The sequence below is a fragment of the Streptomyces sp. BK208 genome (assembly GCF_004364245.1).
Lineage (GTDB): Bacteria > Actinomycetota > Actinomycetes > Streptomycetales > Streptomycetaceae > Streptomyces.
Genome location: NZ_SOAV01000003.1, coordinates 219806 through 241319, shown reverse-complemented (window position 1 = coordinate 241319; position 21514 = coordinate 219806). Strand labels below are relative to the sequence as shown.

21 protein-coding genes are annotated in these 21514 nt (G+C 75.4%); 6 read left to right on the top strand and 15 right to left on the bottom strand.

Features of this window, described 5'->3' with window-relative positions:
* Nucleotides 1-41 precede the first annotated feature (41 nt).
* The 4 genes from EV562_RS09505 to EV562_RS09490 all read right to left on the bottom strand — a co-directional run bounded on the left by EV562_RS09505 (nt 42) and on the right by EV562_RS09490 (nt 5432).
* Nucleotides 42-614: a GNAT family N-acetyltransferase gene (locus tag EV562_RS09505; RefSeq protein ID WP_133886271.1), complete on the bottom strand. Its 573-nt coding sequence runs from the start codon at nt 612-614 to the stop codon at nt 42-44.
* A gap of 66 nt (nt 615-680) precedes the next feature.
* Nucleotides 681-1994 (bottom strand): hypothetical protein, encoded by a 1314-nt coding sequence (locus tag EV562_RS09500; protein WP_133886270.1) that lies wholly within the window; start codon nt 1992-1994, stop codon nt 681-683.
* Nucleotides 1995-2255: 261 nt separating this feature from the next.
* Nucleotides 2256-3545: a GAF domain-containing protein gene (locus EV562_RS09495; RefSeq protein WP_133886269.1), complete on the bottom strand. Its 1290-nt coding sequence runs from the start codon at nt 3543-3545 to the stop codon at nt 2256-2258.
* 243 nt (nt 3546-3788) lie between these two features.
* The gene (locus EV562_RS09490; RefSeq protein WP_133886268.1) at nt 3789-5432 is read right to left on the bottom strand and encodes an acyl-CoA dehydrogenase family protein; all 1644 of its coding nucleotides are present in this window, start codon (nt 5430-5432) and stop codon (nt 3789-3791) included.
* 100 nt (nt 5433-5532) lie between these two features.
* On the opposite strand from EV562_RS09490, the gene EV562_RS09485 reads away from it, so the two are divergent.
* Nucleotides 5533-6690, top strand: a complete 1158-nt coding sequence (locus tag EV562_RS09485; protein ID WP_133886267.1) for a YihY/virulence factor BrkB family protein — start codon at nt 5533-5535, stop codon at nt 6688-6690.
* A 151-nt stretch (nt 6691-6841) separates the two neighbouring features.
* On the top strand, nt 6842-7525 hold the full coding sequence (locus tag EV562_RS09480) for a helix-turn-helix transcriptional regulator (RefSeq protein WP_133886266.1): 684 nt from the start codon (nt 6842-6844) through the stop codon (nt 7523-7525).
* Between the two features lie 130 nt (nt 7526-7655).
* Here the strand turns inward: EV562_RS09480 and EV562_RS09475 are convergent, their stop codons facing one another.
* Nucleotides 7656-8048 carry a VOC family protein gene (locus tag EV562_RS09475; RefSeq protein ID WP_133886265.1) on the bottom strand — a complete coding sequence of 131 codons (393 nt, stop codon included), beginning with the start codon at nt 8046-8048 and terminating at the stop codon, nt 7656-7658.
* Between the two features lie 122 nt (nt 8049-8170).
* On the opposite strand from EV562_RS09475, the gene EV562_RS09470 reads away from it, so the two are divergent.
* Nucleotides 8171-8500, top strand: coding sequence for a hypothetical protein (locus EV562_RS09470; RefSeq protein ID WP_133886264.1), 330 nt, complete (start codon nt 8171-8173; stop codon nt 8498-8500).
* A 49-nt stretch (nt 8501-8549) separates the two neighbouring features.
* The gene (locus EV562_RS09465) at nt 8550-9209 is read left to right on the top strand and encodes a hypothetical protein (protein WP_133886263.1); all 660 of its coding nucleotides are present in this window, start codon (nt 8550-8552) and stop codon (nt 9207-9209) included.
* A 5-nt stretch (nt 9210-9214) separates the two neighbouring features.
* Here the strand turns inward: EV562_RS09465 and EV562_RS09460 are convergent, their stop codons facing one another.
* Nucleotides 9215-9529 carry an STAS domain-containing protein gene (locus tag EV562_RS09460; protein ID WP_133886262.1) on the bottom strand — a complete coding sequence of 105 codons (315 nt, stop codon included), beginning with the start codon at nt 9527-9529 and terminating at the stop codon, nt 9215-9217.
* A gap of 191 nt (nt 9530-9720) precedes the next feature.
* Between EV562_RS09460 and EV562_RS09455 the strand changes: the two genes are divergently transcribed.
* On the top strand, nt 9721-11238 hold the full coding sequence (locus tag EV562_RS09455; RefSeq protein WP_133886261.1) for a carboxylesterase family protein: 1518 nt from the start codon (nt 9721-9723) through the stop codon (nt 11236-11238).
* Between the two features lie 178 nt (nt 11239-11416).
* On the opposite strand, the gene EV562_RS09445 is transcribed toward EV562_RS09455, so the two are convergent.
* The 5 genes from EV562_RS09445 to EV562_RS09425 form a co-directional block, all read right to left on the bottom strand.
* Nucleotides 11417-13381: a DUF58 domain-containing protein gene (locus EV562_RS09445; RefSeq protein WP_243860011.1), complete on the bottom strand. Its 1965-nt coding sequence runs from the start codon at nt 13379-13381 to the stop codon at nt 11417-11419.
* Nucleotides 13378-14370 (bottom strand): MoxR family ATPase, encoded by a 993-nt coding sequence (locus EV562_RS09440; protein ID WP_243860010.1) that lies wholly within the window; start codon nt 14368-14370, stop codon nt 13378-13380. Before EV562_RS09440 ends, EV562_RS09445 begins: the two co-directional genes overlap by 4 nt.
* Entirely contained in the window at nt 14367-14942 is a 576-nt protein-coding gene (locus EV562_RS09435) for a hypothetical protein (protein ID WP_133886259.1), read from the bottom strand. Before EV562_RS09435 ends, EV562_RS09440 begins: the two co-directional genes overlap by 4 nt.
* Nucleotides 14939-15916: a DUF4129 domain-containing protein gene (locus EV562_RS09430; RefSeq protein WP_208298323.1), complete on the bottom strand. Its 978-nt coding sequence runs from the start codon at nt 15914-15916 to the stop codon at nt 14939-14941. The genes EV562_RS09435 and EV562_RS09430 overlap by 4 nt, the downstream gene beginning before the upstream one ends.
* Nucleotides 15917-16078: 162 nt before the next feature.
* Complete coding sequence (locus EV562_RS09425; protein ID WP_133886257.1) at nt 16079-17308, bottom strand: MFS transporter; 1230 nt, start codon at nt 17306-17308, stop codon at nt 16079-16081.
* A gap of 170 nt (nt 17309-17478) precedes the next feature.
* Between EV562_RS09425 and EV562_RS09420 the strand changes: the two genes are divergently transcribed.
* Nucleotides 17479-18306: a helix-turn-helix transcriptional regulator gene (locus tag EV562_RS09420; protein WP_166661689.1), complete on the top strand. Its 828-nt coding sequence runs from the start codon at nt 17479-17481 to the stop codon at nt 18304-18306.
* A gap of 58 nt (nt 18307-18364) precedes the next feature.
* Here the strand turns inward: EV562_RS09420 and EV562_RS09415 are convergent, their stop codons facing one another.
* From EV562_RS09415 to panD, 4 genes are read right to left on the bottom strand one after another with little or no spacing between them, the layout of a single operon-like run.
* Nucleotides 18365-19489, bottom strand: a complete 1125-nt coding sequence (locus EV562_RS09415; RefSeq protein WP_133886255.1) for a zinc-binding dehydrogenase — start codon at nt 19487-19489, stop codon at nt 18365-18367.
* A complete protein-coding gene (locus tag EV562_RS09410) occupies nt 19486-20298 on the bottom strand; it encodes a phytanoyl-CoA dioxygenase family protein (RefSeq protein ID WP_133886254.1) in 813 nt (270 codons plus the stop codon). Before EV562_RS09410 ends, EV562_RS09415 begins: the two co-directional genes overlap by 4 nt.
* A gap of 58 nt (nt 20299-20356) precedes the next feature.
* Nucleotides 20357-21091, bottom strand: coding sequence for an SDR family oxidoreductase (locus EV562_RS09405; RefSeq protein ID WP_133886253.1), 735 nt, complete (start codon nt 21089-21091; stop codon nt 20357-20359).
* Complete coding sequence (gene panD, locus EV562_RS09400) at nt 21088-21510, bottom strand: aspartate 1-decarboxylase (RefSeq protein ID WP_133886252.1); 423 nt, start codon at nt 21508-21510, stop codon at nt 21088-21090. Before panD ends, EV562_RS09405 begins: the two co-directional genes overlap by 4 nt.
* Nucleotides 21511-21514 lie beyond the last annotated feature (4 nt).

Sequence of the window (21514 nt, the reverse complement as noted above, 5' to 3'; positions counted from 1 at the left end):
GCGGCCGGTGACACGGCCGGAAAACGATGTGTCGGCGCAGGTCAGGCGGGGAAGGCCCCGGGCCACGGCCCCGGGGTGGCCACGTCCGCCTCCTCCTCCACCTTGGTGTCGAACAGGCGGAAGCCGCGCCGCTGGTAGTTGGCCATGGCGTGCGCGCCGTCCTTGCTGCAGGTGTGCAGCCACACCCGCTTGGTGGTGGCCAGCCCCGGCCAGCGCTCCGCCAGGTCCCAGGCGCGGGCGGTGCCGAAGGAAAGGAGGTGACCGCCGATACCCCGGCCGCGGAAGGCCTCGATCAGGCCGAAGTACTCGATCTCCACGACCCCGTCGTCCCCGGGCGTCAGCTCCACGTATCCGGCGGGTGTGCCCCGGTCGTGGGCGACCCAGGTCTCCACGCCCGGCCGCTCCAGGTGCTCCCGCCACCGCGCGTGGCTCCAGCCGAGCCGGTCCGTCCACCGGATGTCGCCGCCGACCGAGGCGTACAGGAAGCGGCTGAACTCGGGGGAGGGCACTTCGGCGCGGACGATCCGGACGTCCCCCTCCGGTGCGGCGGCCGGCAGCAGATCGGTGGGCGCCGTCTGCTCCAGGGACCACGTGGTCACGGCGATGTTGGTCATGCCGGTCAGGGAACCATCCGCTTCGCGGATCTGTCGATTCCCGCCCCGCGCGGCCCGGGGTTCCCGTCAGCCGATCGCGTCCACGATCGCCGACAGCGGCAGGGCGAAGAGCACGCGGCCGGACTGGGACCAGACCTCGCCGGTCGGCGCCGCGTACGACAGCGAGCCCGCCCGGCCGCTCCAGCACCGCTGCGACCGGTCCGCCCCGCACTCCGAGGCCCGGGCGCCCTCCGAGTCCTGGCGCCACAGGGTCCCGCGCCCTTCGTGTCCGCCGGCCGTGCGCCCCAGGTACCACTCGGTCCGTGCCGTGCCCGGCGGACGGTACGACAGCACGCCGCCGACCTCGGCCGCCCCGGTCTCGTACGCCTCCACCGCGTCCACGTGCCCGGCGGAGTCGGTGGCGGGCAGCCCGGTGCGGGCCGGGTCGGTGGTGGTGCGCAGCGCGTAGCGCCACAGCCGGGTGGGCCGGCCGTCGTCCGCGTCCACGCGCTCGCTCGCCACCAGGCTGGCCGGGGCCGTGCCGCGGTCCAGGGAGATCGCGCCGGGCCGGGCCGCGCCGTCGGTGTCGGGAAGCCGGTAGGAGGCGACGGCGGGCAGCACGTACCGGTGACCGCCCGCCGCCCAGCCGCCGGGCACCCGCCCGACGGCGTCCGCCGCGGTGGTGGCGCGCTGGATCCGGTCCACGTCGTACACGTACAGCGCCTCGCGGTCCCCGGTGGCGGCGGTGACCAGCAGCTTGTCCTGGTACCAGACCATGCCGGTGACGGGGGAGGCGAGCCCCCGGTAGTCGTGGCCGCCGTCGACCGGCACGGCGAGGAGCGCCGAGGCGTAGCCGAGCCGGCCGGGGCCGTCGGCGTCGACGAAGGAGACCCGGGCGAGGCCGCCCTGGGGAGTGCCGTCGTCGCGGGACCAGGCGGAGAGGACGACGCGATGGGTGCCCCAGCGGCCGTCCTCGTCGGCGTCCGCCGAGGTGGTGACCGCGCCGGGGCGCCAGCCGTCGGTGTCCGCCTCGTCCCAGCAGTAGGCGCGGGTGGCGGCGGGGGAGACCGGCAGGTCCTCGCGCTCCCCGGCCGTGCAGTCGGCGTCCTCGCGCAGCCTGCGGTCGGCGGAGGCGAGGACCGTGTCGACGCCCACCGGGTCGCCCATCGCGGCGGAGAGCCGGTCGAGCCAGGCCGTCGGCACCCGGTGCTCGGTCAGCCGCAGTGCGTCGGTGTCGGCCGCGGAGGTGAGGGGTTTGAGGGTGCCGGGATCGTCGGCGACCGTGGCCTGAGAGGCGCTGATCAGCGTGGCGGCACCGGTCAACGCGAGTGCCGCGCCGGTCAGGGCCGCGCGCAGCGCCCTGCCCCGTCTGCGCCGGCGGTGTCTGCCGCGCTGCTTCATAGAACCTCCACGGACACCGGACCAACTGCGCTCGACGGTGGTCGCGTTGACCGAGGAGCGGATGAGGCGGTCCGTAGGGGATGCTACGGCAGAAGGGCGGGCCGGCGGGCGCAGACGGTGCAAGTATGCGCGATCGTGCCGTCCTCGCGGCCACCCCGGGGGTGCTGCCCCTCGCCTCCGCTTCCGTATCCGTCCCCGTCCCCGGCGGGAAGCCCACCCGGACCGGGCCGTCTCCCCGTCACGGCACCCTCGTCGCCCCCGTCACGGCGCGCCGCGCGACGCCCGCCCCTCCACCACCGCGGGAGCCGAGGAGTGGGGGAGCAGGTCGCGGGGGTCCGGCGGGAGGAGGAGCTCGATCTCCGCGTCCTCGCAGAAACGATACGGCCGGTGTTCCAGGTAAGCCCCGAGGTATCTCCGCACCCGTGACATCTCGGCCCGTACCGTCACCGTGCGGGCCGGGTCGCCGAACATGTCCTCGGCCAGCCCGGCGGCGCTGCGGCCGCCCCGGTGCACCGCCAGCAGGTAGAGCAACTCCGCGTGCCGCGGACTCAGTTCCCGCGCCCAGTCCTCCGCGCCGCCCAGCACCCGCACCGACCAGCGGCGCGGCTGACCGAGGTCCAGCACGATCCGGGTGGCGCCCTGCGGCACCGGCCCCGCCACGGCCCGCACCAGCCAGCCCTCCGCCAGCGGCTCCACCGTGCACGCCCCCAACGCCGGCAGCCACCGCACCCCCGCCTCCGGCGACTTGGGCAGCACCACCCGCTCCAGGTACGGCATTCCCGTCACCGCCGCCGTCCAGCCGTCCCGGTCCGTCACCAGTGCCCGCCCCTCCAGCCGGGCCAGCACCGGTGCCGCCACCGTCCGCAACCGCTCCAGCGACTGCGTGTGCAGCTCCCGCAGCCGGGCCTCGGCCAGCTTGGCCACCGAGTCCACCCAGGCCAGCGTCGCCGGGTGCATCGTCTCCAGCGGCCCGCTCACGTCGACCACGCCGAGGAGCCGGCCGCTGCGCGGGTCGGTGATCGGCGCCCCGGCGCAGGTCCAGGTGGCCTGGGACCGCACGAAGTGCTCGGAGGCGAAGACCTGTACGGGCCGCCGGGTGACCGCCGGTGTCCCCACGCCGTTGGTGCCGACCACCTCCTCCCGCCAGTCCGCCCCGAGTTCGAACCCGAGCCCGTCGGCCCGGCGCAGCACCCGGGCGCTGCCCTCCCGCCACAGCAGCCGGCCGTCCCCGTCGGCGACCACCATGATGTGGTGGGCCACGTCCGCGACCGACAGCAGCGCCTCCCGCAGCACCGGCAGCACGTGCCGCAGCGGGGAGGCCGCGCGCCGCCGCCGTATCTCCTCCGGCGCCAGCAGTCCGGAACGGACGTCGTGCTCCGGATCGACGCCGCTGCGCAGCATCCGGTCCCACGACTGCTCGATCACCGGCCGCGGCGCCATCGGAGCCCGCCCGCCGGAGAGTCTCGCGGAGCGGACCTCGCTGAGCATCCGGGCCGCACGCGCCGTGTCGACGGCGGCGAACTGCGTCACGTCCATGGGCGAGAGCGCCACGGGACCTCGTCCTTCCGGAAGCCGAATGTTCGTCTCATGGTGACCGGTTGCCCCCTGCCCCGCGGGCACGGTCCGCACACAGCCGACCGCAAGTTGCAACCCCCTGCAACCCTGGTGGACGACTTCGTCGGTGGCCAGACTTGAACCACGCCGTCCCGAGCGGCGTACGCGGCCTGAACGGGCCCGTGTGGCGGGGGTGGTGCCGTGTCGGCGCAGCACCACCCCCGCGCCGCGCGGCCGGAATCAGACCTCCGGCCGGGCCCGCCGCACCACCGACGCCAGGTCCAGCGAGGGCGGCAGCGTGCCGAACGCCGTCCCCCCGTCGCCGCCGAGGCGCGAGGCGCAGAACGCGTCGGCCACCTCGGGCGGCGCGTACCGCACCAGCAGGGCGCCCTGAAGCACCAGGGCCAGCCGCTCCGCCAGCAGCCGCGCCCGCCCCTCGGCGGCCGCGAGGTCGGCCAGCTCGGTCAGCAGCTCCCGGATCGCCGCGTCCAGCCGGTGATCGGCCCCGCGCGCCCGGCCCACCTCCGTCAGGTACGCGTCCAGCACCTCGGGCTCCCGGCCCAGGGTCCGCAGCACCTCCAGCGCCTGTACGTTGGCCGCGCCCTCCCCGATCGAGTGCAGCGGCGACTCGCGCACCAGCCGGGGCATCCCGGACTCCTCGACGTACCCGTCGCCGCCCAGGCACTCGGCCGCCTCCAGCACCACCGGCGCGCACCGCTTCGTCACCCAGTACTTGGCCGCCGGCACCGCCAGGCGCAACAGCGCCGCTTCGCGCTCGTCGCCGCCCTCGGCGGCGTCGTGGGCCGCCGCCAGCCGCAGCCCCAGCGTCGTGGCCGCCTCCGACTCGACGGCGAGGTCCGCGAGGACGTTGCGCATCAGCGGCCTGTCGACGAGCATGCCGCCGGACACCTCGCGGTACCCGCAGTGGTGCACCGCCTGCGCCACCGCCTGCCGCATCAGACCCGCCGAGCCCAGCACGCGGTCGAACCGGGCCGCCGCCAGCGTGCCGGTGATCACGGCCGGCCCGCGCCCCTCCTCGCCGACCCGGCGCGCCCACGTCCCGGCGAACTCGACCTCGGCACAGGCGTTGGACCGGTCGCCCAGCGTGTCCTTGAGCCGCTGGATCAGGAACACGTTGCGGGTGCCGTCCGCCAGCACGCGCGGCACCAGGAAGCAGGTCAGCCCTCCGGGTGCCCGCGCCAGGACCAGGAAGCCGTCCGACATCGGCGCCGAGCAGAACCACTTGTGCCCGGTCAGCTCGTACGTGCCGTCCTCGGCCAGCGGCCGCGCCGCCGTGGTGGTCGCCCGTAGGTCGCTGCCGCCCTGCCTCTCCGTCAGGCCCGTCCCGAACAGCACCCCGGCCTTCAGCCGGGCCGGCCGCAGCTCCCTGTCGTAGACCCGCGAGGTCAGCCGCGGCACCCACTCGGCGGCCGGCCCGGGGTCGGCGCGCAGGGCGGGCACCGCCGCGTGGGTCGTCGACAGCGGACCGCAGGTGCCCGCCTCCACCTGCGTCCACACCACGAACCCGGCCGCGCGCCGCACGTGCCCGCCCGGCCGGGACCAGGCGTCGGTCAGCCCCGCCGAGACGCCCTTGCCCAGGAGCCGGTGCCAGGCCGGGTGGAAGTCGACCTCGTCGACGCGGTGGCCGAAGCGGTCGTGGGTGCGCAGGACCGGAGGGTTCGCGCCGGCCTGTCGGCTCCACTCCTGGGTCTGGAGCGCCCCGCCGGCGCGGCCCGTCCCCGACAGCTCGGCCAGCGCCTCCTCGCGCAGGTCCGCCGGCAGGTGCCGCCGGACCGCCTCCGTCAGGGCCCGGTCGGAGGTGAAGACGTCGTAGCCGGTCAGCGGCGGTGCCTGGTTCGTCACGGTGTGGGTACGGCCTGCCATGGACGTGAACCTACCGCGCCGCGGGGCCGCCGCGAGCCCGGTACGGGATCAGGGGCCTCCGCGGATGAGTGCCGCCCCCCACGCCGGATACCTTTAGGGCGTGCAGCCAGCAAGTGACTCCCCCGAACGGCCCTCGGGCCGGCTTCACCGTGCCCGGGTTCTGTACCGGAACGTCTCCAAACGCAGGACCGCCTGGCTGCTGCTCAAGGACACGGTCAACTCGTGCATGGAGTACCGCATCCTCGGCCTCGCCGCCGAGGCCGCGTTCTTCACCCTGCTCTCGGTGCCGCCCCTGCTGCTGAGCGTCCTCGGACTGCTCGGCTACGTGGACTCCTGGATCGGCGCGGACACCACCGAGAGCCTGCGCAGCAACATCCTGGACGCCTCCCGCGCGGTGCTCTCCGAGCGGGGCGTCAAGCAGATCACCGAGCCGATCCTGGACGACGTGACCAAGGGCGGCCGGCCCGACGTCATCTCCATCGGTTTCCTGTTCGCCCTCTGGTCGGGCTCCCGCGCGGTGAACGTCTTCATCGACACCATCACCGTGATGTACGGCCTCGACGGCGTCCGCGGCATCGTCAGGACCCGGCTGATGGCCTTCCTCCTCTTCATCGTGGCGCTGCTGATCGGTTCGATCGCACTGCCGCTGATGGTGGCGGGACCGGACGCCGTGGTGCGGGTCGTGCCCTGGTCGACGACGGTCGTCCAGGTCCTGTACTGGCCGGTCGTGATCATCCTGTCGGTGGCGTTCCTGACCACGCTGTACCACGTGTCCGTACCGGTGCGCTCGCCGTGGATCGAGGACGTCCCCGGCGCGCTGGTCGCCCTCGCCATGTGGGTGCTGGGCAGCTTCCTGCTGCGCATCTACCTCACCAGCACCGTCGAGGGCCCCACCATCTACGGCTCCCTCGCCGCGCCCGTCGCCGTACTGCTGTGGATCGGCGTGTCCGCGTTCGCGGTGCTCGTCGGCGCCGCGGTGAACGCGGCCATCGACCGGGTGTGGCCGGCCGCCGCGACCGCCGCCGCCCGCGAGGCCAACGAGCGGCTGCGCCAGGCCCAGGTCGCCGAGTACGTGGCCCGTACCTCCGCGAGCGGCGAGAGCGACCCCGACATGCCCTCCGAGTTCCCGGAGCGCTGGTCCCGCTTCCTGCCCCCCGAGGACGTCACCGCCCGCCTGCGCACCGCGAAGAACGCGCAGCCCGGCCAGAACCACGCCCACGACCACGAGCGCGGGCACGACAAGCCCGAGGCCTCCTAGGGGGCGTCGCCCGGGTGGGACCCGCTCCGGGGGAGGCCGGAAGCCGGGGATGCGGCCCATCTCGCCGGCGCCACCACCACCCGGGCGGGACGGGAGGACGGCGTCAGCACGTGGGAGGGCGGGAGAACCGTCCCGGCGTAACCTGGCACGCGTGTACGTGGAGCGGCGGGCCCGGCTGGCCGGCGCGGTGGTGTGGACCAGCACACCGACGGGGTCCGGAACCGGGCGGGTGCTGCCCGACGGCTGCATGGACCTGCTCTGGTACGACGGCCGGCTGCTGGTCGCGGGCCCCGACACCCGTGCTCACGTCACCGAGGGCGCCCCGGGCAGCTGGGCCGGCGTCCGCTTCCACCCCGGCACCGCGCCCACGCTGCTCGGTGTTCCCGCCGTCGCGCTGCGCGACCGGCGCGTCGACCTGACCGACCTCTGGCCGGCCGGCCGCGCACGGCGCCTGACGGCTCTGGTCAACGCGGCCCCCGACCCGGCGACCGGCCTTGAGGAGGCCGCGCTGTCCCGCGCCGCCGAGACGGGGCCGCCCGACCCGCTGCCGGCCCGGATCGTCGCCGCCCTCGACGCGGGCCGCCCGGTCGCCGCCACCGCCGACGCCCTCGGCATCGGAGCCCGCGCGCTGCACCGCCGCTCCCTGGCCGCCTTCGGCTACGGCCCCAAGACGCTGGCCCGCGTACGGCGACTGCAACGCGCCCTGGCCCTGGCCAGGGAGGGCACGCCGCTCGCCGAGACGGCCGCCCTGACCGGCTTCGCCGACCAGGCACACCTGGCACGCGACGTACGCGACCTGACGGGTCTGACCTGCGGCGAGCTGCTGAGCGGCTAGGGGCGGACCGTGCCGCCCCGCCGTCCATCAGCAGCAGGGACCTGTCACTACCGCGCGCGTTCCCGGGCCGGCCGCGGTCCCCGACCGTCTCCTGGTCCGGCGGGGCGTCCATGAGCGGCGAGAGCAGCCGTCAAGCCGAAGGCGCGAAGAGGTCGACGCCGTGGCCGTCGGGGTCGGCGACGACGGCGTACCGCTGGCCCCAGGGCGCGTCCCAGGGATCCCGCTCGCCGTGGCAGCCCGCGCCGGTCAGTTCCGCGTAGAGGGCGTCCACCTCCGCCGGGCCGTCGCAGAGCAGGGCGAGCGAGTGCCGGCCGCCGCCTGCGGGGGGCTGCCAGCCGGGGGTGAAGGAACGGACGGACTCCTCGGTGTCCAGGAGCAGCCGGATGCCGCCCGGGAGCCCGGCCTCGGCGTGCGGCTGCCCCTCGCTTCCCTCGGGGAAGGCGAAACCGAGCCGGCGGTAGAAGGTCACGGAGGCGGCCATGTCGGAGACGATGAGGCCGATGGCGTCGAATCGTGCGGTCATGGCGTCACCGTAGGCAGGGTGCGTGGTCACGGTCTTGAAGAAAACGGACACCCGGCTGCCGCCTGCCTCAGAACCCGCTCAAGTCCGTTGAAGAACACGGGTGTCCAGCCGATCATGGCCGTATGTTCGGACGACTCGCCCCACCGGAACTCAACGTCCTCGTCCTGCGCGACACGGACGTCGTCGCCCACGGCATCCGTCAGGCGCTCGCCGGGGCGACGCCCGAGGAACGGCCCGGACTCGAGCGGGCCGCCGCCCTGGTCGAGCGGGCCGCCGCGGAGCCCGACGCCGCACTGCTCGCCCGCTGGGTGCACGAACGCCTCGCCGCGGCCGGCCACGAGGGCCCCGTCGACTCCGTCCGGGCGGTGAAGACCCTGCGCGAGGCGGCCCCCGGCATCAGCCTGCGCCAGGCCGTCAGACTGACGAAGGACGCCGCCGCCCACCACCCCTAGACCCCGTCGGGAGCACACCCGTGGAACACCTGTGCGGCAGGATGAGCACATGATCCGTCACGCGCGCGTCCTGCCGGTGCTGCTGCTGGCCCCGCTGCTGCTCACCGCCTGCGGCTCCGAGAAGGCGGGTGACTCCCAGCCGTCCGGCCCCACCTCGGCCGGCGCCCCGGCCGCGGCCCCCGACACCGGCGAAGTCGCCTCCCGCGCCGCCGCGTCGGGCGTGGCACCCGAGCTGGTCTACGTCACCGAGGCACCCGGGTTCACCCTGGCCCAGCAGTCCGTCGGGGTCCTCGGTGACGACGGTTTCTCCGCCACCTGGGTCTCCGCAGGCAGCGGCGCGCAGCTGCGCCTCGCCGTCGACCGGGGCACGATCACGGCCGCCACCTGCCCCCAGCAGCCCGTCGGCGACATGCCCGGCGAGCACACCACCTGCGAACGCGACGGCGACGCCTGGTACCGCACCGGTGCCGGACGCCACGAGTACGCCCTCCCGGAAGAGGGCCACGTCGTCCGCGTGTCGGCGGAGACGGACGCCGTGTCCCGCGACGTCCTGCACGCGGCCGCCCTCGCCGCCCACCGCCCCGACGCGGCCGAGGCGGAAGGTCCCCCGCCGTCCGCCGATCCCGCGCCTTCCACACCGGTCGAGCGCGGCGACCTGCCGCCGTTCGGGGACGGGGCACCCGACAACCACGTGGACGTCGGCGGCTGACCCGGCTACGCCGTGAAGGCGGCCACCGTGTCCAGTCCCGCCTGCCGCAGCGTCCGGTGGACGGCCGGGCGGGCGCCCCGGACGGTGAGGGCGACCGGCTCCGGTGCGCGGGTCACCGTCCGCAGCAGCGCGTAGGCGCAGGCCAGGTCGATGTGGTCCAGGCCGCTCATGTCCAGGGTCCAGGTGCCCGGCTCCCGCAGCCGCGGGTCGAGGAGCAGCTCCTCCAGCACGCGCAGCGCGGCGGCGTCCAGGTCTCCGGAGAAGGCCAGTACGGCGCGGTGCCCGTCGGCCTCGGCGATCCTCACGGGTGCGTCCGTCACGACGGCCTCCTCAATCGCGCAGTGCGTGCGTGGCGTGCGTGGTGTCCATTGTCCCTCCGCCGGGACGGCAGGGGCGCCCCGGAACACAAGTCCTTGCGCCGGTACGGCAGGGGCACGCCCCGGAATAGAACCGGCCGGCGTGACGCTGATCCGTGAGCGGTACGGGAGTACGGCGAAGGGCTGGTGGGCGCATGCGGTCAGGCCGGACGGACCCCGTCGTCAGGACGGTGCACGGGGCGGTGCGCGGCAGGTACGAGCACGGGACCGCGGTGTTCCGGGGCATCCCCTACGCGGCGCCCCCCTTCGGGCCGGGCCGGTTCCGCCCGCCCCTGCCGCCCGAGCCCTGGGACGGCGTCCGCGACGCGGGCTCCTTCGGCCCCACGGCGCCGAAACCCCCGTACTCCGAGGCCTTCGCCCGGTACCTCTCCGATCCGGCGATCCCCGGCGACGACTGCCTCAACCTCAACGTCTGGACCCCCGTGCCGGGCCCCGGCGCGCGTCTGCCGGTGCTGGTCTGGCTGCACGGCGGCGCCCTGACCAGGGGCTCCTCCGCCGTACCGGTCTACGACGGCCGCACCTTCGCCCGGGACGGCGTGGTGTGCGTGTCGGTCAACTACCGACTGGGTGTGGAGGGCTACGGCCTGTTCCCCGACGCCCCCGCCAACGCCGGACTGCGCGACCAGATCGCCGCTCTCCAGTGGGTGCGGGACTCCATCGCCGCCTTCGGCGGGGACCCTGACCGCGTCACCGTCGCCGGCCAGTCCGCGGGCGCCATCAGCACCGGCGCGCTGCTCGCCGCACCGCGGGCCCGGGGCCTGTTCCGGCGGGCCGTGCTGCAGAGCGGCGCACCGGAGGCATCCGACCGCGACAAGGTGCGGCGCATGGTCCGCCGGATGGCCTCCCGGCTGAAGATCCCCGCCACCGCCGAGGCCTTCGCCGCCGCCGACCGCGACCAGCTGCTGCGGGCCCAGGCCGAGGTGGGGCGCTTCAGCAGCCCCGTGCTCGGCGGTCCCGGCTTCGGCCTCGTCGTCGACGGCGACGTGCTGCCGCGTGATCCGCTGGAGGCGCTCGTCGCGGGCGACGCGGCACCGGACGTCGACCTCATGATGGGCTGGACCCGCGACGAGTACCGGCTCTGGCTCGTCCCCGGCGGCCTGCTCGAACGCGTCGACCGGCTCGGCGCGGTGGCCCTCGCGGGTGCCCGCGCCCGCTGCCACTGCGGCAACGAGGTGGTGCGCGGCTACCGCGCGCTGCGTCCCGGCGCGGGCGCCGCGGAGACCGTGGGCCAGCTGGTCACCGACCACCTGCTGCGCATCCCGATGCACCGCCTGGCCGACGCGCGGACCGGTTCGTCGTACGTGTACGAGTTCGCCTGGCCGTCCCGCCTGCCCGGCCTCGGTGCCTGCCACGCCCTGGAGCTGGGCTTCGTCTTCGACTCCGGCGACCATGCCGACGCGCGAAAGCTCGCGGGCGAGGGGGCGCCGCAGGAGCTGGCCGACGCGATGCACGGGGCGTGGGTGCGCTTCGCGGAGTCCGGGAACCCCGGCTGGGCGTGCTGGGACGCCACGCATCCCGTGCGGGTCTTCGGCGACGGTGCCCCACGCACGGCCCACGGCCCGCTCGACGCCGAGTACGACCTGTGGAAGGCCGACGTCACCGCGCGGGAAACGCCCCGGGGAACGCGGCCCAGGCGGCTGGTGCGACGGTGACGTGCCCCCGCGGGGCCGCGGACGGCGGTTCGGTGCGTGGGCGAACGCGACGCAGCAGCCCGGCTCCGGTTGCGGAAGACCGCCCAGGTGGTCGTCTCCGTGTGCCGCAGGCCCGGCAGCACCCGGTTCCCGTATGACGAGATGGCGAGATGGCGAGATGGCGAGTGATCCGTCGCCTTCAGTCCCCCGGGGCACCGGCCTCCGGGGCATCGCCCCGCCAGCGGGCGCGCAGCACCGCGGCGCCGGCCACCGCGAGCCCCACCACCGTCCCGGCGGCGATCACCCGGTCCAGGCCCGAGCCGGTCCCGGTCACCGGTACCGCCGCCGCGGCCGCCACCACACCCGCACCCGCGCAGGCCGCGACCGCCTCGCCCCACACTCGGGCGGGCCCGCGTCCCCACCGCCACGGCCACGTCTCACTGGTCACCAGGTAGGCGACCAGCAGCCCGACCGCACAGGCACCCTCCCACCGGGCCCGTTCCCCGAACGCGGCGATCACCACGACGCCCGACGCCAGCAGCGTCGTCCGGTGGCGCAGCAACCGGTCGGACCAGAAGGCCCCCACCGACGGCCGCCGGTCCGGTGCGGGCGCCGCCCACACCGCGAAGGCGACCGCGCAGACGAAGGGCACCGCCCGCCCGGCGGTGTCCACCGTCGTCCACGGCCGCCACGCCACGACGACGGCCGCCACCCCCAGGACCCGCACCGGCACGGTGCCGATCCAGTAGCCGAGATACTCCCGCAGGCCGACCCGCGTGTCCGGCGCCGTCACCCCGCCCTCCCCCGCCCTCCCCCGCCCGCCGACCCGCCCCGCCGCCATCGGCGCCAGCGCCAGGTCCAGTGACTCGCCCTCGGTGTGCCGCAGGACCGGCACCCCGCTGTCCCGCAGGGCGAACCGCATCGCGTCGCGCTCCGCGTGCCACAGGCGCAGCCCCAGTTCCCCGGCCTCGTCGCCGTCTTCCACCACCGGGTCCCCGCTCGGTATCTCCACGACGACCGGGCGGCGCCCCCGCGTCTGGAGGTCCCGCAGCACCGCCAGGATCCGTGCGTCGCTGAGCGGGGTGAACACGTACACCAGGGCACCCTCCGGGAGCGCGGGCGGCGGGACCCGCTCCAGCCCGCCCCGGCCGAAGGCGCGGTCCTTGCGGACGTCGAGGACGCTCTCGACGATGCGGTAGAACGCCGCGTCCCCGGTGCCCGGCACCAGCCAGCGGGTGGTGCCGCCGGTCGAGACGACCCCCACCCGGTCATGGGTGCGCAGGTAGGCACGGGCGAGCCCGGTGGCTGCGCGCACCGTCTCGTCCAGGGAGGACGCCCCGGTCACCGGATCGGCCACGTCCCCGAAGGCGTCGAGCAGCATCACCGTGTCGGCCGCGCGCTCGGCGGCGAACCGGTGCAGCTGCACGGACCCGCGCCGGGTCGTCGACGGCCAGTGGATGCGCCGCTGCCGCTCACCGGGCACCCACGGTCCCACCCCGACCACCTCGACGCCCTCCCCGGACTGCGGCGCGGCGTGCTCGCCGAGCCGTTGCGGCAGCCGTACCGGGACGGGCGTGAACCGGGCCTGCGCGGCGCGCGGGAACACGGACACCTCCGCCGCCTCCACGCGCACGGTGCGGCGGACGGTGCCGCCGCGGTCGTACACGTCGAGATCCACCGGGCCGAGCGACCAGCGGCCCCAGCGCAGCGCCGTGTGGTGCAGCGTCACCGTGGACCGGCCGACGACGACCTCGTCCAGGCGCAGCCCCGGGCCGAGCGTGACCCCGGGGTCCAGGCGCACCCCGTCGCCGTCGTGGGCCACCTCGACGCGGACGGTGACCCTGTCACCCTCGAAGCAGCGCCTCGGCTCGACCGTCGCGGAGGTCTCGACGCGGCGCGCGTGGGCGCGGGGCAGCGCCAGCGCGAGCAGTACCAGCGGCGCCGCGGCGAGCGCCAGCAGCCACGCCCGGCCGGTGAGCAGCGCGGCGGCCAGCGCCACGACGGCGACGGTCAGCAGGCGCAGCGTGCGCTCACCCGGACGCGGGCCGCCGGGCGGCGGGGGCGGTGGCTGCGTCGGGGAGGTGCGCCCCTCCAGGGCGCGGGCCACCGCCGCGCTCGGCACGGGCCCGGGCGCCGGGTCCGGCGCCGGTGCGGGCGGGGTCACGACGGCACCGCGGCCGTACGCCGCGTGGTGGGCGTGCCGACGCTGCCGACGATCTCGCGCAGCACGTCGTCGGTGGACATCTCGCGCACCCACAACTCCGGCCGCAGCGACACCCGGTGGGCCAGGGCGGGCACCGCAAGGCCCTTGACGTCCTCCGGGACGACGTAGTCGCGGCCGTCCAGCACGGCACGGGCGCGGGCCAACTGGACCAGGGCGAGCCCGCCGCGCGGTGACGCGCCGATGCTGATCTGGGGGTGCTCGCGGGTCGCGCCGACGAGTGCGACGGCGTACTCCAGCAGGTCGTCGTCGATCTCCACCCCCTCCACGACGGCCCGCCACGCCACGACGTCCTCCGGTCCGGCGAGCCGTTCGAGCACCGCCTCGGGCGCCGCCCGGTCGACGCGGGCCCGCAGCATCGCCAGCTCCTGCGCCGCGGTCAGGTACCCCATCCGCACCCGCAGCCGGAACCGGTCGAGCTGGGCCTCGGGCAGCGAGTACGTACCCTCGTACTCCACCGGGTTGGCCGTCGCGATCACCAGGAACGGATCGGCCAGCGGCCTCGTCTCGCCGTCCACGGTCACCTGCGACTCGGCCATCGCCTCCAGCAGCGCGGCCTGGGTCTTGGGCGGCGTCCGGTTGATCTCGTCGGCGAGCAGCAGGTGCGTGAAGACCGGGCCTGGGTGGAACACCATCTCGCCGGTGCGCTGGTCGTACAGGGGCGTGCCGGTGACGTCGGAGGGCAGCAGGTCGGGCGTGAACTGGATACGGCGGAAGTCCAGCCCGAGGGTGGTGGCGAACGACCGTGCCAGGAGCGTCTTGCCGAGTCCGGGCAGGTCCTCGACGAGGACGTGGCCGCCGGCCAGCACGCCCAGCATCACGAGTTCGAGGGCGTCCGGCTTGCCGACGACGGCACGGCCGATCTCGCGCAGTACGGCACCGGCCTGTTCGCCGACCTGCTCGGCGGTGCGGGGCGTTGAGGTGGGTGTCACGTCGATCGGTCCTTACCGGTACGGGGGCTGGGCGTGCGGGGCGCGCCGAGTGCTTCGAGCCGGTCGACGAGGCGGCGCAGCACGTCGACGGGTATCCCGCCGTCGGGTCCGGCGTCCGGTGGCACGGGGCCGAGCCACGGCCACAGCTGGGGACCGATCAACTCGGCGGCCCGTTCCGGCTGGTGCTCCAGGGAGACGTGGTGGTGCTCGGCGAGCACGGCGGCGTACAGGTGGCGCAGCTCGGTCCGGAGCACCGCACGGTAGTGGAGGGCGCCGTCGGGACCGGTGGAGGCGGCCACGTTCCGTCGCCACTCGCCCATGCCCGGGGCCCGGGTCCGCAGCAGCCGCACCTCGTCCCGGTAGGCGGGGTCCAGGGCGCCCGCCCCGGCGACGTACCGGGCGGCGGACAGGCCGACGGCGGCGAGCACGGCCGTGACGGCACCGGCGGCCTCGGCACCGTCGAGCAGCAGGACGAGCAGGGTGCCCGAGCCGGCGACCGCACCGCCGAGCAGTCCGAGCCGGCGCAGCGTGAACGCGTTCTCCTGCGAAGCCCTCGTCGCGGAACGGTTCATCGCCCGGCCTCCGGATCCGGACGCGAGGCCCTTTCCCCGTTCCCGGCGGGCTCCCCGAGGAGGGCCGCGAGCGCCTCCAGCGCCGCGGCCGCGGCCGCCCGGTGCGAACCGTCCATCGGGTGCGAGGAGTAACGGGCCTCGCGGAAGAGTGCGGTGAGGCGCGCGGGGGCCGGTCCCGGCGCGAAGCCCGCGCCGACGGCCCGCGAGAGCAGGTCGGCGGGGCTGTCGGAGGCGCGCCGCGGCACACCGGACACCGCGAGGGCGTCCTCCATGGCGGCGTAACAGGCGATGACGGCCTCCCGGGCGTCCTCACCGCCGTCCGCCAGGGCGCGGCGGCCCGAGTCCACGGCGGACAGGAGCAGCCGCGCGTCCTCGTCCGGCGGTGCGGTGCCCGCGGGGCCGGGCCGCTGCGGCACCCTCAACCCGAACCGTCGCAACCGCCGCACGACGGCCACCACCACGAACGCGGCGGCGACCGCGGCCGCCAGAGCGAGGACGAGGTGGAGCGGCAGGGAGGAAGGCTCCGGCGCACCGTGCCGCAGCCGGGGCGGGGGAGTGCCGGCGGCGGTGGGCGTCGGCATCGGGTCCGCCGCGCCCGGCGGGGGAGGCCCCGATGTGTCGTCGCCGGTGGAGAACCGGTGCAGCACCAGGGCCAGGACACCGACGAGGCCCACCGCGGCGAGCAGCAGGGGCCCGGCGGCCTCCCGCAGCCGCTCCTCGACCGGTGACGGCGGCGTGCGGTCGGCGCCGAAGCGGTGGCGCACGTTCTCCACGGCCGTCCAGACGCCGAACGTCCAGGCGAGGGACGCCCCGATCGCCAAGAAGCCCGAGCGGCCGAGCGGACCTCTGCCGGAGTGCAGCAGCCCCTCGGCGGGCCGCAGCGCGAGCGCGGCGAGGGCCAGGGCCATGACCACCGCGACGGCGATCACCGCCCCGGGCGCCGTCCGGCGTCCCGTCCGCTCCCCGTGTGCCATGCCGCCCCCGCCGAACCCGCCGCCACCGAACGCCTGTTCAGCACCATCCTGGCACACGGCGCACCGTCCGCCCCGGGCCCGGCGCCTCCCCGGCCGACGGGGAGGGGCAGGCGGTCCGCGCCCAGGTAGCGGGCAGTCCTCACCCCGGGGGGGGGGGGAGTCCTAACCCCGGTAGCGGGCGCGCCCCACGGCGGCGGCCACCGTCAGCGGGACGGTGAGGACCGCGGCGGTGAGGAACAGGCCGTGGTAGGCGTGACGTTCGGCGGGGCCGGCGGCGACGGCGCTGGCGACGGCGCTGCCGACGTAGAGGGCCACCCCGAACATCGCGACCCCGGTCGCACGGGCCGCCGGGGACAAGGCGGTGGCCCAGGACTGGATCGTGGAGTGCATGAACGACCAGCCGCCGCCGAGCAGCAGGGCGCACGCCACCAGCGCGGGCACCGACCGGTCGGCCGCGGCACAGCCGAAGGCCACCGTGATCTGGACCCCGCCGGTCACGATCAGCCGGACCGGCGTCCACCGTCCGACCAGCCGCTTGACCAGCTGCGCCGCACCCATCGAACCCACGCCGTACAGCGCCGTCACCGCGCCGGCCAGGGCGGCCGAGGCACCCTGGGCCTCCAGCGCCGGCGCGAGGTAGGTGAGGAAGCCCAGCAGCACGGCGCCCTCGAACGCGGCGACGGCCATGACGTACCACTGCCAGCGGGACCGCAGGACGATCCCGAAGGGCGCGAACAACGCGCCGGGCGTCGCGCGCGGCGGCTCCGGCAGCCGGCGCAGGGCGACCACCAGGTAGGCGGCGATCAGGCCCGGCAGGGCGAAGACCACGCGCCAGCTCGCGTAGTGCGCCAGCACCCCGGCGACGACGGTGGCGACGGCGGTGCCCAGTGCGAAGGCGGTCATCAGCTCGCTGAGCGGACGCTGACGGACCGCGGCGGGCACCGTGTCGCCGACGTAGGTGATGGACGCGGCGATGGACGCGGCGAAGCACGCGCCGGCCACGACACGCGCCACGATCAGCACCGTCGCGCCGGGCGCGAGCACCGAGGCGAGCGCGGCGACGGCCGCACCGGCCAGGGAGATCCGCATGACCCGCACCCGGCCCAGCCGGTCGCTCGCCAGTCCCCAGACCGGCTGCATCAGGCCGTAGGCGAGGAAGTAGCCGCTGGCGGCGAGCATGACCGTGGTCAGCGGGACACCGAGCGCGCCGCCGATGACCAGCAGCATCGGAGTGATGCAGAACCGGTCGAAGTTGCTGACGAACCCCGCCGTGCGCAGCAGCCGCAGCGCCGCAGGGGGCAGCGGCACGGCGGCCGGGCCGGCCGGGTCGTCGGCGCGGTGGGCCGCCGGAGGCGGTGCGGACGTGGTGGGGGACGGGTCGGCCGGGTCCATGGCGTGCTCCTCGAACGGTGGTCACCGGCCTGTCCGACCGGCGTGACCAGCTCATCACCGCGGCCGGCCGCCCCGGACCCGCAGCCGATTACCCTTGCTCACAGCCTGAGGTGCGATGCGATGCGATGCGTCGCGCCGTCGCGGGCCGGTGGCGCGAGAGGAGCGAGGACGTGGACGGCGGGGGGACCAGCGACCCGCGGCGCGAGCTGGGAGCGTTCCTGCGCTCCCGCCGGGAGCGGCTCCGGCCGGCCGACGTGGGACTGCCCGGCTCACCGCGGCGGCGCACGCCGGGGCTGCGCCGCGAGGAGGTCGCCGAGCTGGCCGGGGTCAGCGCGTCCTGGTACGCCTGGCTGGAACAGGGCCGGGTCCGCACGTCGGAACAGGTGCTGCGTTCATTGGCGCGGGCCCTGCGGCTGACCGCGGACGAAACCGCGCACGTGCTGTCCTTCGTCGAGCCGGCCGCGCCGGCCGGGCGGCCGCCGCGCTGGGTGTCGCGGAACCTGCTGTCGCTGGTGGAGTCGCTGGCACCGAACCCGGCCGCGGTGCTCGACCCTCACTGGGACCTGCTGGCCTGGAACGCGGGCTACTCGGGGCTGCTGACCGACCTGGCGCGGCTGGCGCCCAAGCAGCGCAACCTGCTGTGGCTGGTGTTCCGCTGGCCGCCCTCCCGCACCCTGCTGGCCAGTTGGGAGTCCGAGGCGCGCAGTCTGCTCGGGCAGTTCCGGGCGAAGGCGGCCCGGCATCCCCAGGACGGCCGGTACGCCGAGATCACCGAGGAACTGCTGCACGATCCGGACGCCGCCCGCTGGTACGGCCGCCGGGAGACGGCGGCGTTCCACCCCGCCGTCCGCCATTTCCGGCACCCCGAGGCCGGTGACCTCCGCCTGCGGTACGTCAAACTCGCCGCCGTGGACGAGCCCGGCCACCACCTGCTCGCCTACCTGCCCGACGACCGGGCGACGGCTGAGGGACTGGGGCTGCTCGCCGGGCAGCGGTGACGGCCCGGGCCGCGCGGAGGCGGTCGCCGGGCCGTCGGGTTCACCGGGTGCGGCGGGGTCAGGACGTGAGCACGGCCTTGATCACCGATCCGTCGGCGACCGCGTCCAGCGCTTCGGAATGCCGTTCCAGCGGGAACGGCGTCACCAGACCCGCCAGGTCGAACCGGCCGGTGAGAGCGGGCAGCAGACGTACGTACTCGACGAGATGGGCGCCGGTGAAGGCCCAGGAACCCACCACGTCGAGTTGCCGGTGGACGATCTGGTGCGGGTTGACCGCGGTGTCCCCGGCGTCGGTGTACTGGCCGATGACGAGGTAGCTGCCGCCCCGGCGGGCCAGGGCCAGGCCCTGACCGACGGCGGCCGGGACTCCCGCGCACTCGATCACGAGGTCGGCGCCGTCCCCGCCGACCGCGGACCGCGCCTCCCGCAGGACCGCCGCGGGGTCGGCGGCGCCGGCGATGTCCAGGTGGACGTCGCCGATGCCCGCCTCGGCGGCCCGCTCCAGCCGGCCGGCCGGACCGCCGACGATCACCACCTTCGCGGCCCCGGCCAGGTGCGCGAAGGCGGCAGCGGCCAGTCCGACCGGACCGCTGCCCTGCACCACGACCGTCTCGCCGAGCCGCACCGGCCGCCGCTCGTACAGCGCGTGCGCCACGGTGGGCCCGGCGCAGGCCAGGGACATGGCGGCGAGCGGGTCGGTGCCCTCGGGGACCTTGATCACGGTGGTGCCGGGCTGGAGCACGATGTGGTCGGCCCACGCCCCGGACAGTTCGGGACCGTCGGTGAGGGCCCGGTTGACGCCGTAGGTGCGGCGCCGCTCGCACAGGGTCGGTTCACGGTGCAGCCGGCAGGGCGGGCAGACTCCGCAGGAGATGGAGGAGGCCCACATCACCGTGTCACCGGCCGCCAGCGGCGTCCCGGCGGCGTCCAGTTGGGCGCCGGGGCCCAGTTCCCGTACGACGCCCAGCCCCTCGTGGCCCAGGACGAGGGGGACCGGGATGTCCAGGTGGCCCTGGCACAGGTGCAGGTCGGTCCCGCAGACACCGCCGTAGCCGCAGGCCACGACCATGCCGCCGGCCGGCGGTCCGGGCAGCGGGAACCTCCGCAGCGACAGCGGCTTGCCGAACTCCTCCAGGACGACGGCGCGTCCGGTGGCGGCGCCGGTCGCGGTGCGGCCGGTCACGAGGCCACCGCGACCGGCGCCTGCGAGAACGGCAGGGCCAGCGGGCGCAGCGGTGCCGTGTCGCGGCACACCACGTAGTCCGGGCGGGGCTCGCCCGCGGGCCGCGGAAGGTTCTCGGTGTCGTTGTAGGTGGCGATCAGCAGGCGGCGGGCGAACGGCGACATGTTGGGGGACGAGCCGTGCACGATCTCAGGGGAGAACAGCACGACGGAACCGGCCGGGCCCTTGGGGCTGGTCATGCCGTGGCGGTCGACGTGCTCCGCGAGCTGTGCCGGCGACAGCGAGATGTCGTCCGGGTCGAGGTGCTGCTCGGACCGGGCGGACGCCGACCGGCCCCGGTGGACGAGCCCGCGCCGGTGCGAGCCGGGCAGGAAGATGACCGGGCCGTTGAACTCGGTGACGTCGTCCAGGAAGACGCCGATGTTGACCTGGCGCGGCGCGGGCAGGCCGTCGGCGATGCGCCAGGCGAGGAAGTCCTGGTGCCAGGCCCACCTGTCGCCGCCGAAGGCCGGCTTGGCGTTGATCTTGAACTGGTAGACGTAGACGTCGTCGCAGAGCAGCTGCCGCACCGGTGCCAGGATGCGCGGATCGCGGACCAGCCCGGCGTACTCCGGCTGCCGTTGGTGCGAGGAGTAGACGGCGCGGACCTCCGTGCCGCCGTCCTCGGTCACCACCTGCGGGCCGGGAACCTTCGCGTCGCGTTCGAAGGCGGCGCGCAGGGACTCCACCTCCTGCGCGTCGAGGAGGGATTCGAGCATGAGGAAGCCGCGCTCGTGGTACTCGGCGGCCTGTTGCTGGGTCAGTCGCATGCGCTTCTTCTCCTGATGGATTCGGTGGGGGCGAGGAAAGTGGGGAAGACGGGGGCGGTCATCCCATGAAGTGGCCGCCGTCGACGACGAGTTGCTGGCCGGTGACGTAGCCGCTGCGCGCGCTCACCAGGAACTCGAGGGCGTCGGCCATGTCCTCGGCCGTGCCGAGCCGGCCGCGCGGGACGGTGTCCAGGACGGCGCCGAGCCGCGCCGGGTCGTCCAGGCGGTAGCGCTCGGTCACCTCCTCGGTGTCGGTGAACCCGGGCAGCAGGGCGTTGACCCGGACGCGGGGGGCGAGTTCGAGGGCCAGGCACTTGGTGAGCTGGAGCAGGCCCGCCTTGCTCGCGCAGTAGTTGGCACCGTCGGTGCGGGGCCTGATCGCCGTGGTGGAGGCGACGTTGACGACGTTGCCCCCGCCCGCCTCCACCATCGCGGGGGCCAGCGCGCGGGTCAGGTGGAAGGGGCCGGAGAGGTTGGTGGCCAGGACCGTGTCCCAGTCCCGCGCCGTCATCGACAGGAACGGCCGGTCGCGGTTGACACCGGCGTTGTTGACGAGCACGGAGGGCGCCCCGAGGCGCTCGGTGAGCGACGCGCAGACGGTCCGGATCTCCTCCGGGCGGGCGAGGTCGCAGCGCAGCGTCTCGACCCGGCCGTCACCGGCCCTCTCGGTCTGCCGCGCGGCGGCCCCGTCACTGCGGTAGAGGGCGACCACCCGGTGGCCGAGAGCGGCGAGCCGGAGACTCAGCGCCCGCCCGATGCCGCGGGTGCCGCCGCTGACCACGGCGACCGTCATGACACCTCGGCGACCAGGTCGCCGCGCTTGAGGCCCGAGCCCGCGGGCACCTCGGCGGGGTCCGAGCCCAGGGCGGCGATGGCGTTGTGCTCGTCGACGAACACGACGTCGGGAACGAAGGAGGCGGCCTCTTCGTCCGTCATGGCGGCGTAGGCGATGAGGATGACGAGGTCACCGGGGCTTATCAGCCGGGCCGCGGCTCCGTTGATGCCGAGGACGCCGGAGCCGGCCGGGCCCGCGATGACGTACGTGGACAGCCGGGCGCCGTTGTCGATGTCGACGATGTCGACCTTCTCGCCGGGGAGCAGACCGGCGGCGTGCATGAGGTCGGAGTCGACGGTGACCGAGCCGACGTAGTGCAGGTCGGCCTGGGTGACGGTGGCGCGGTGGATCTTCGACTTCATCAGGGTGCGGAACATGCTG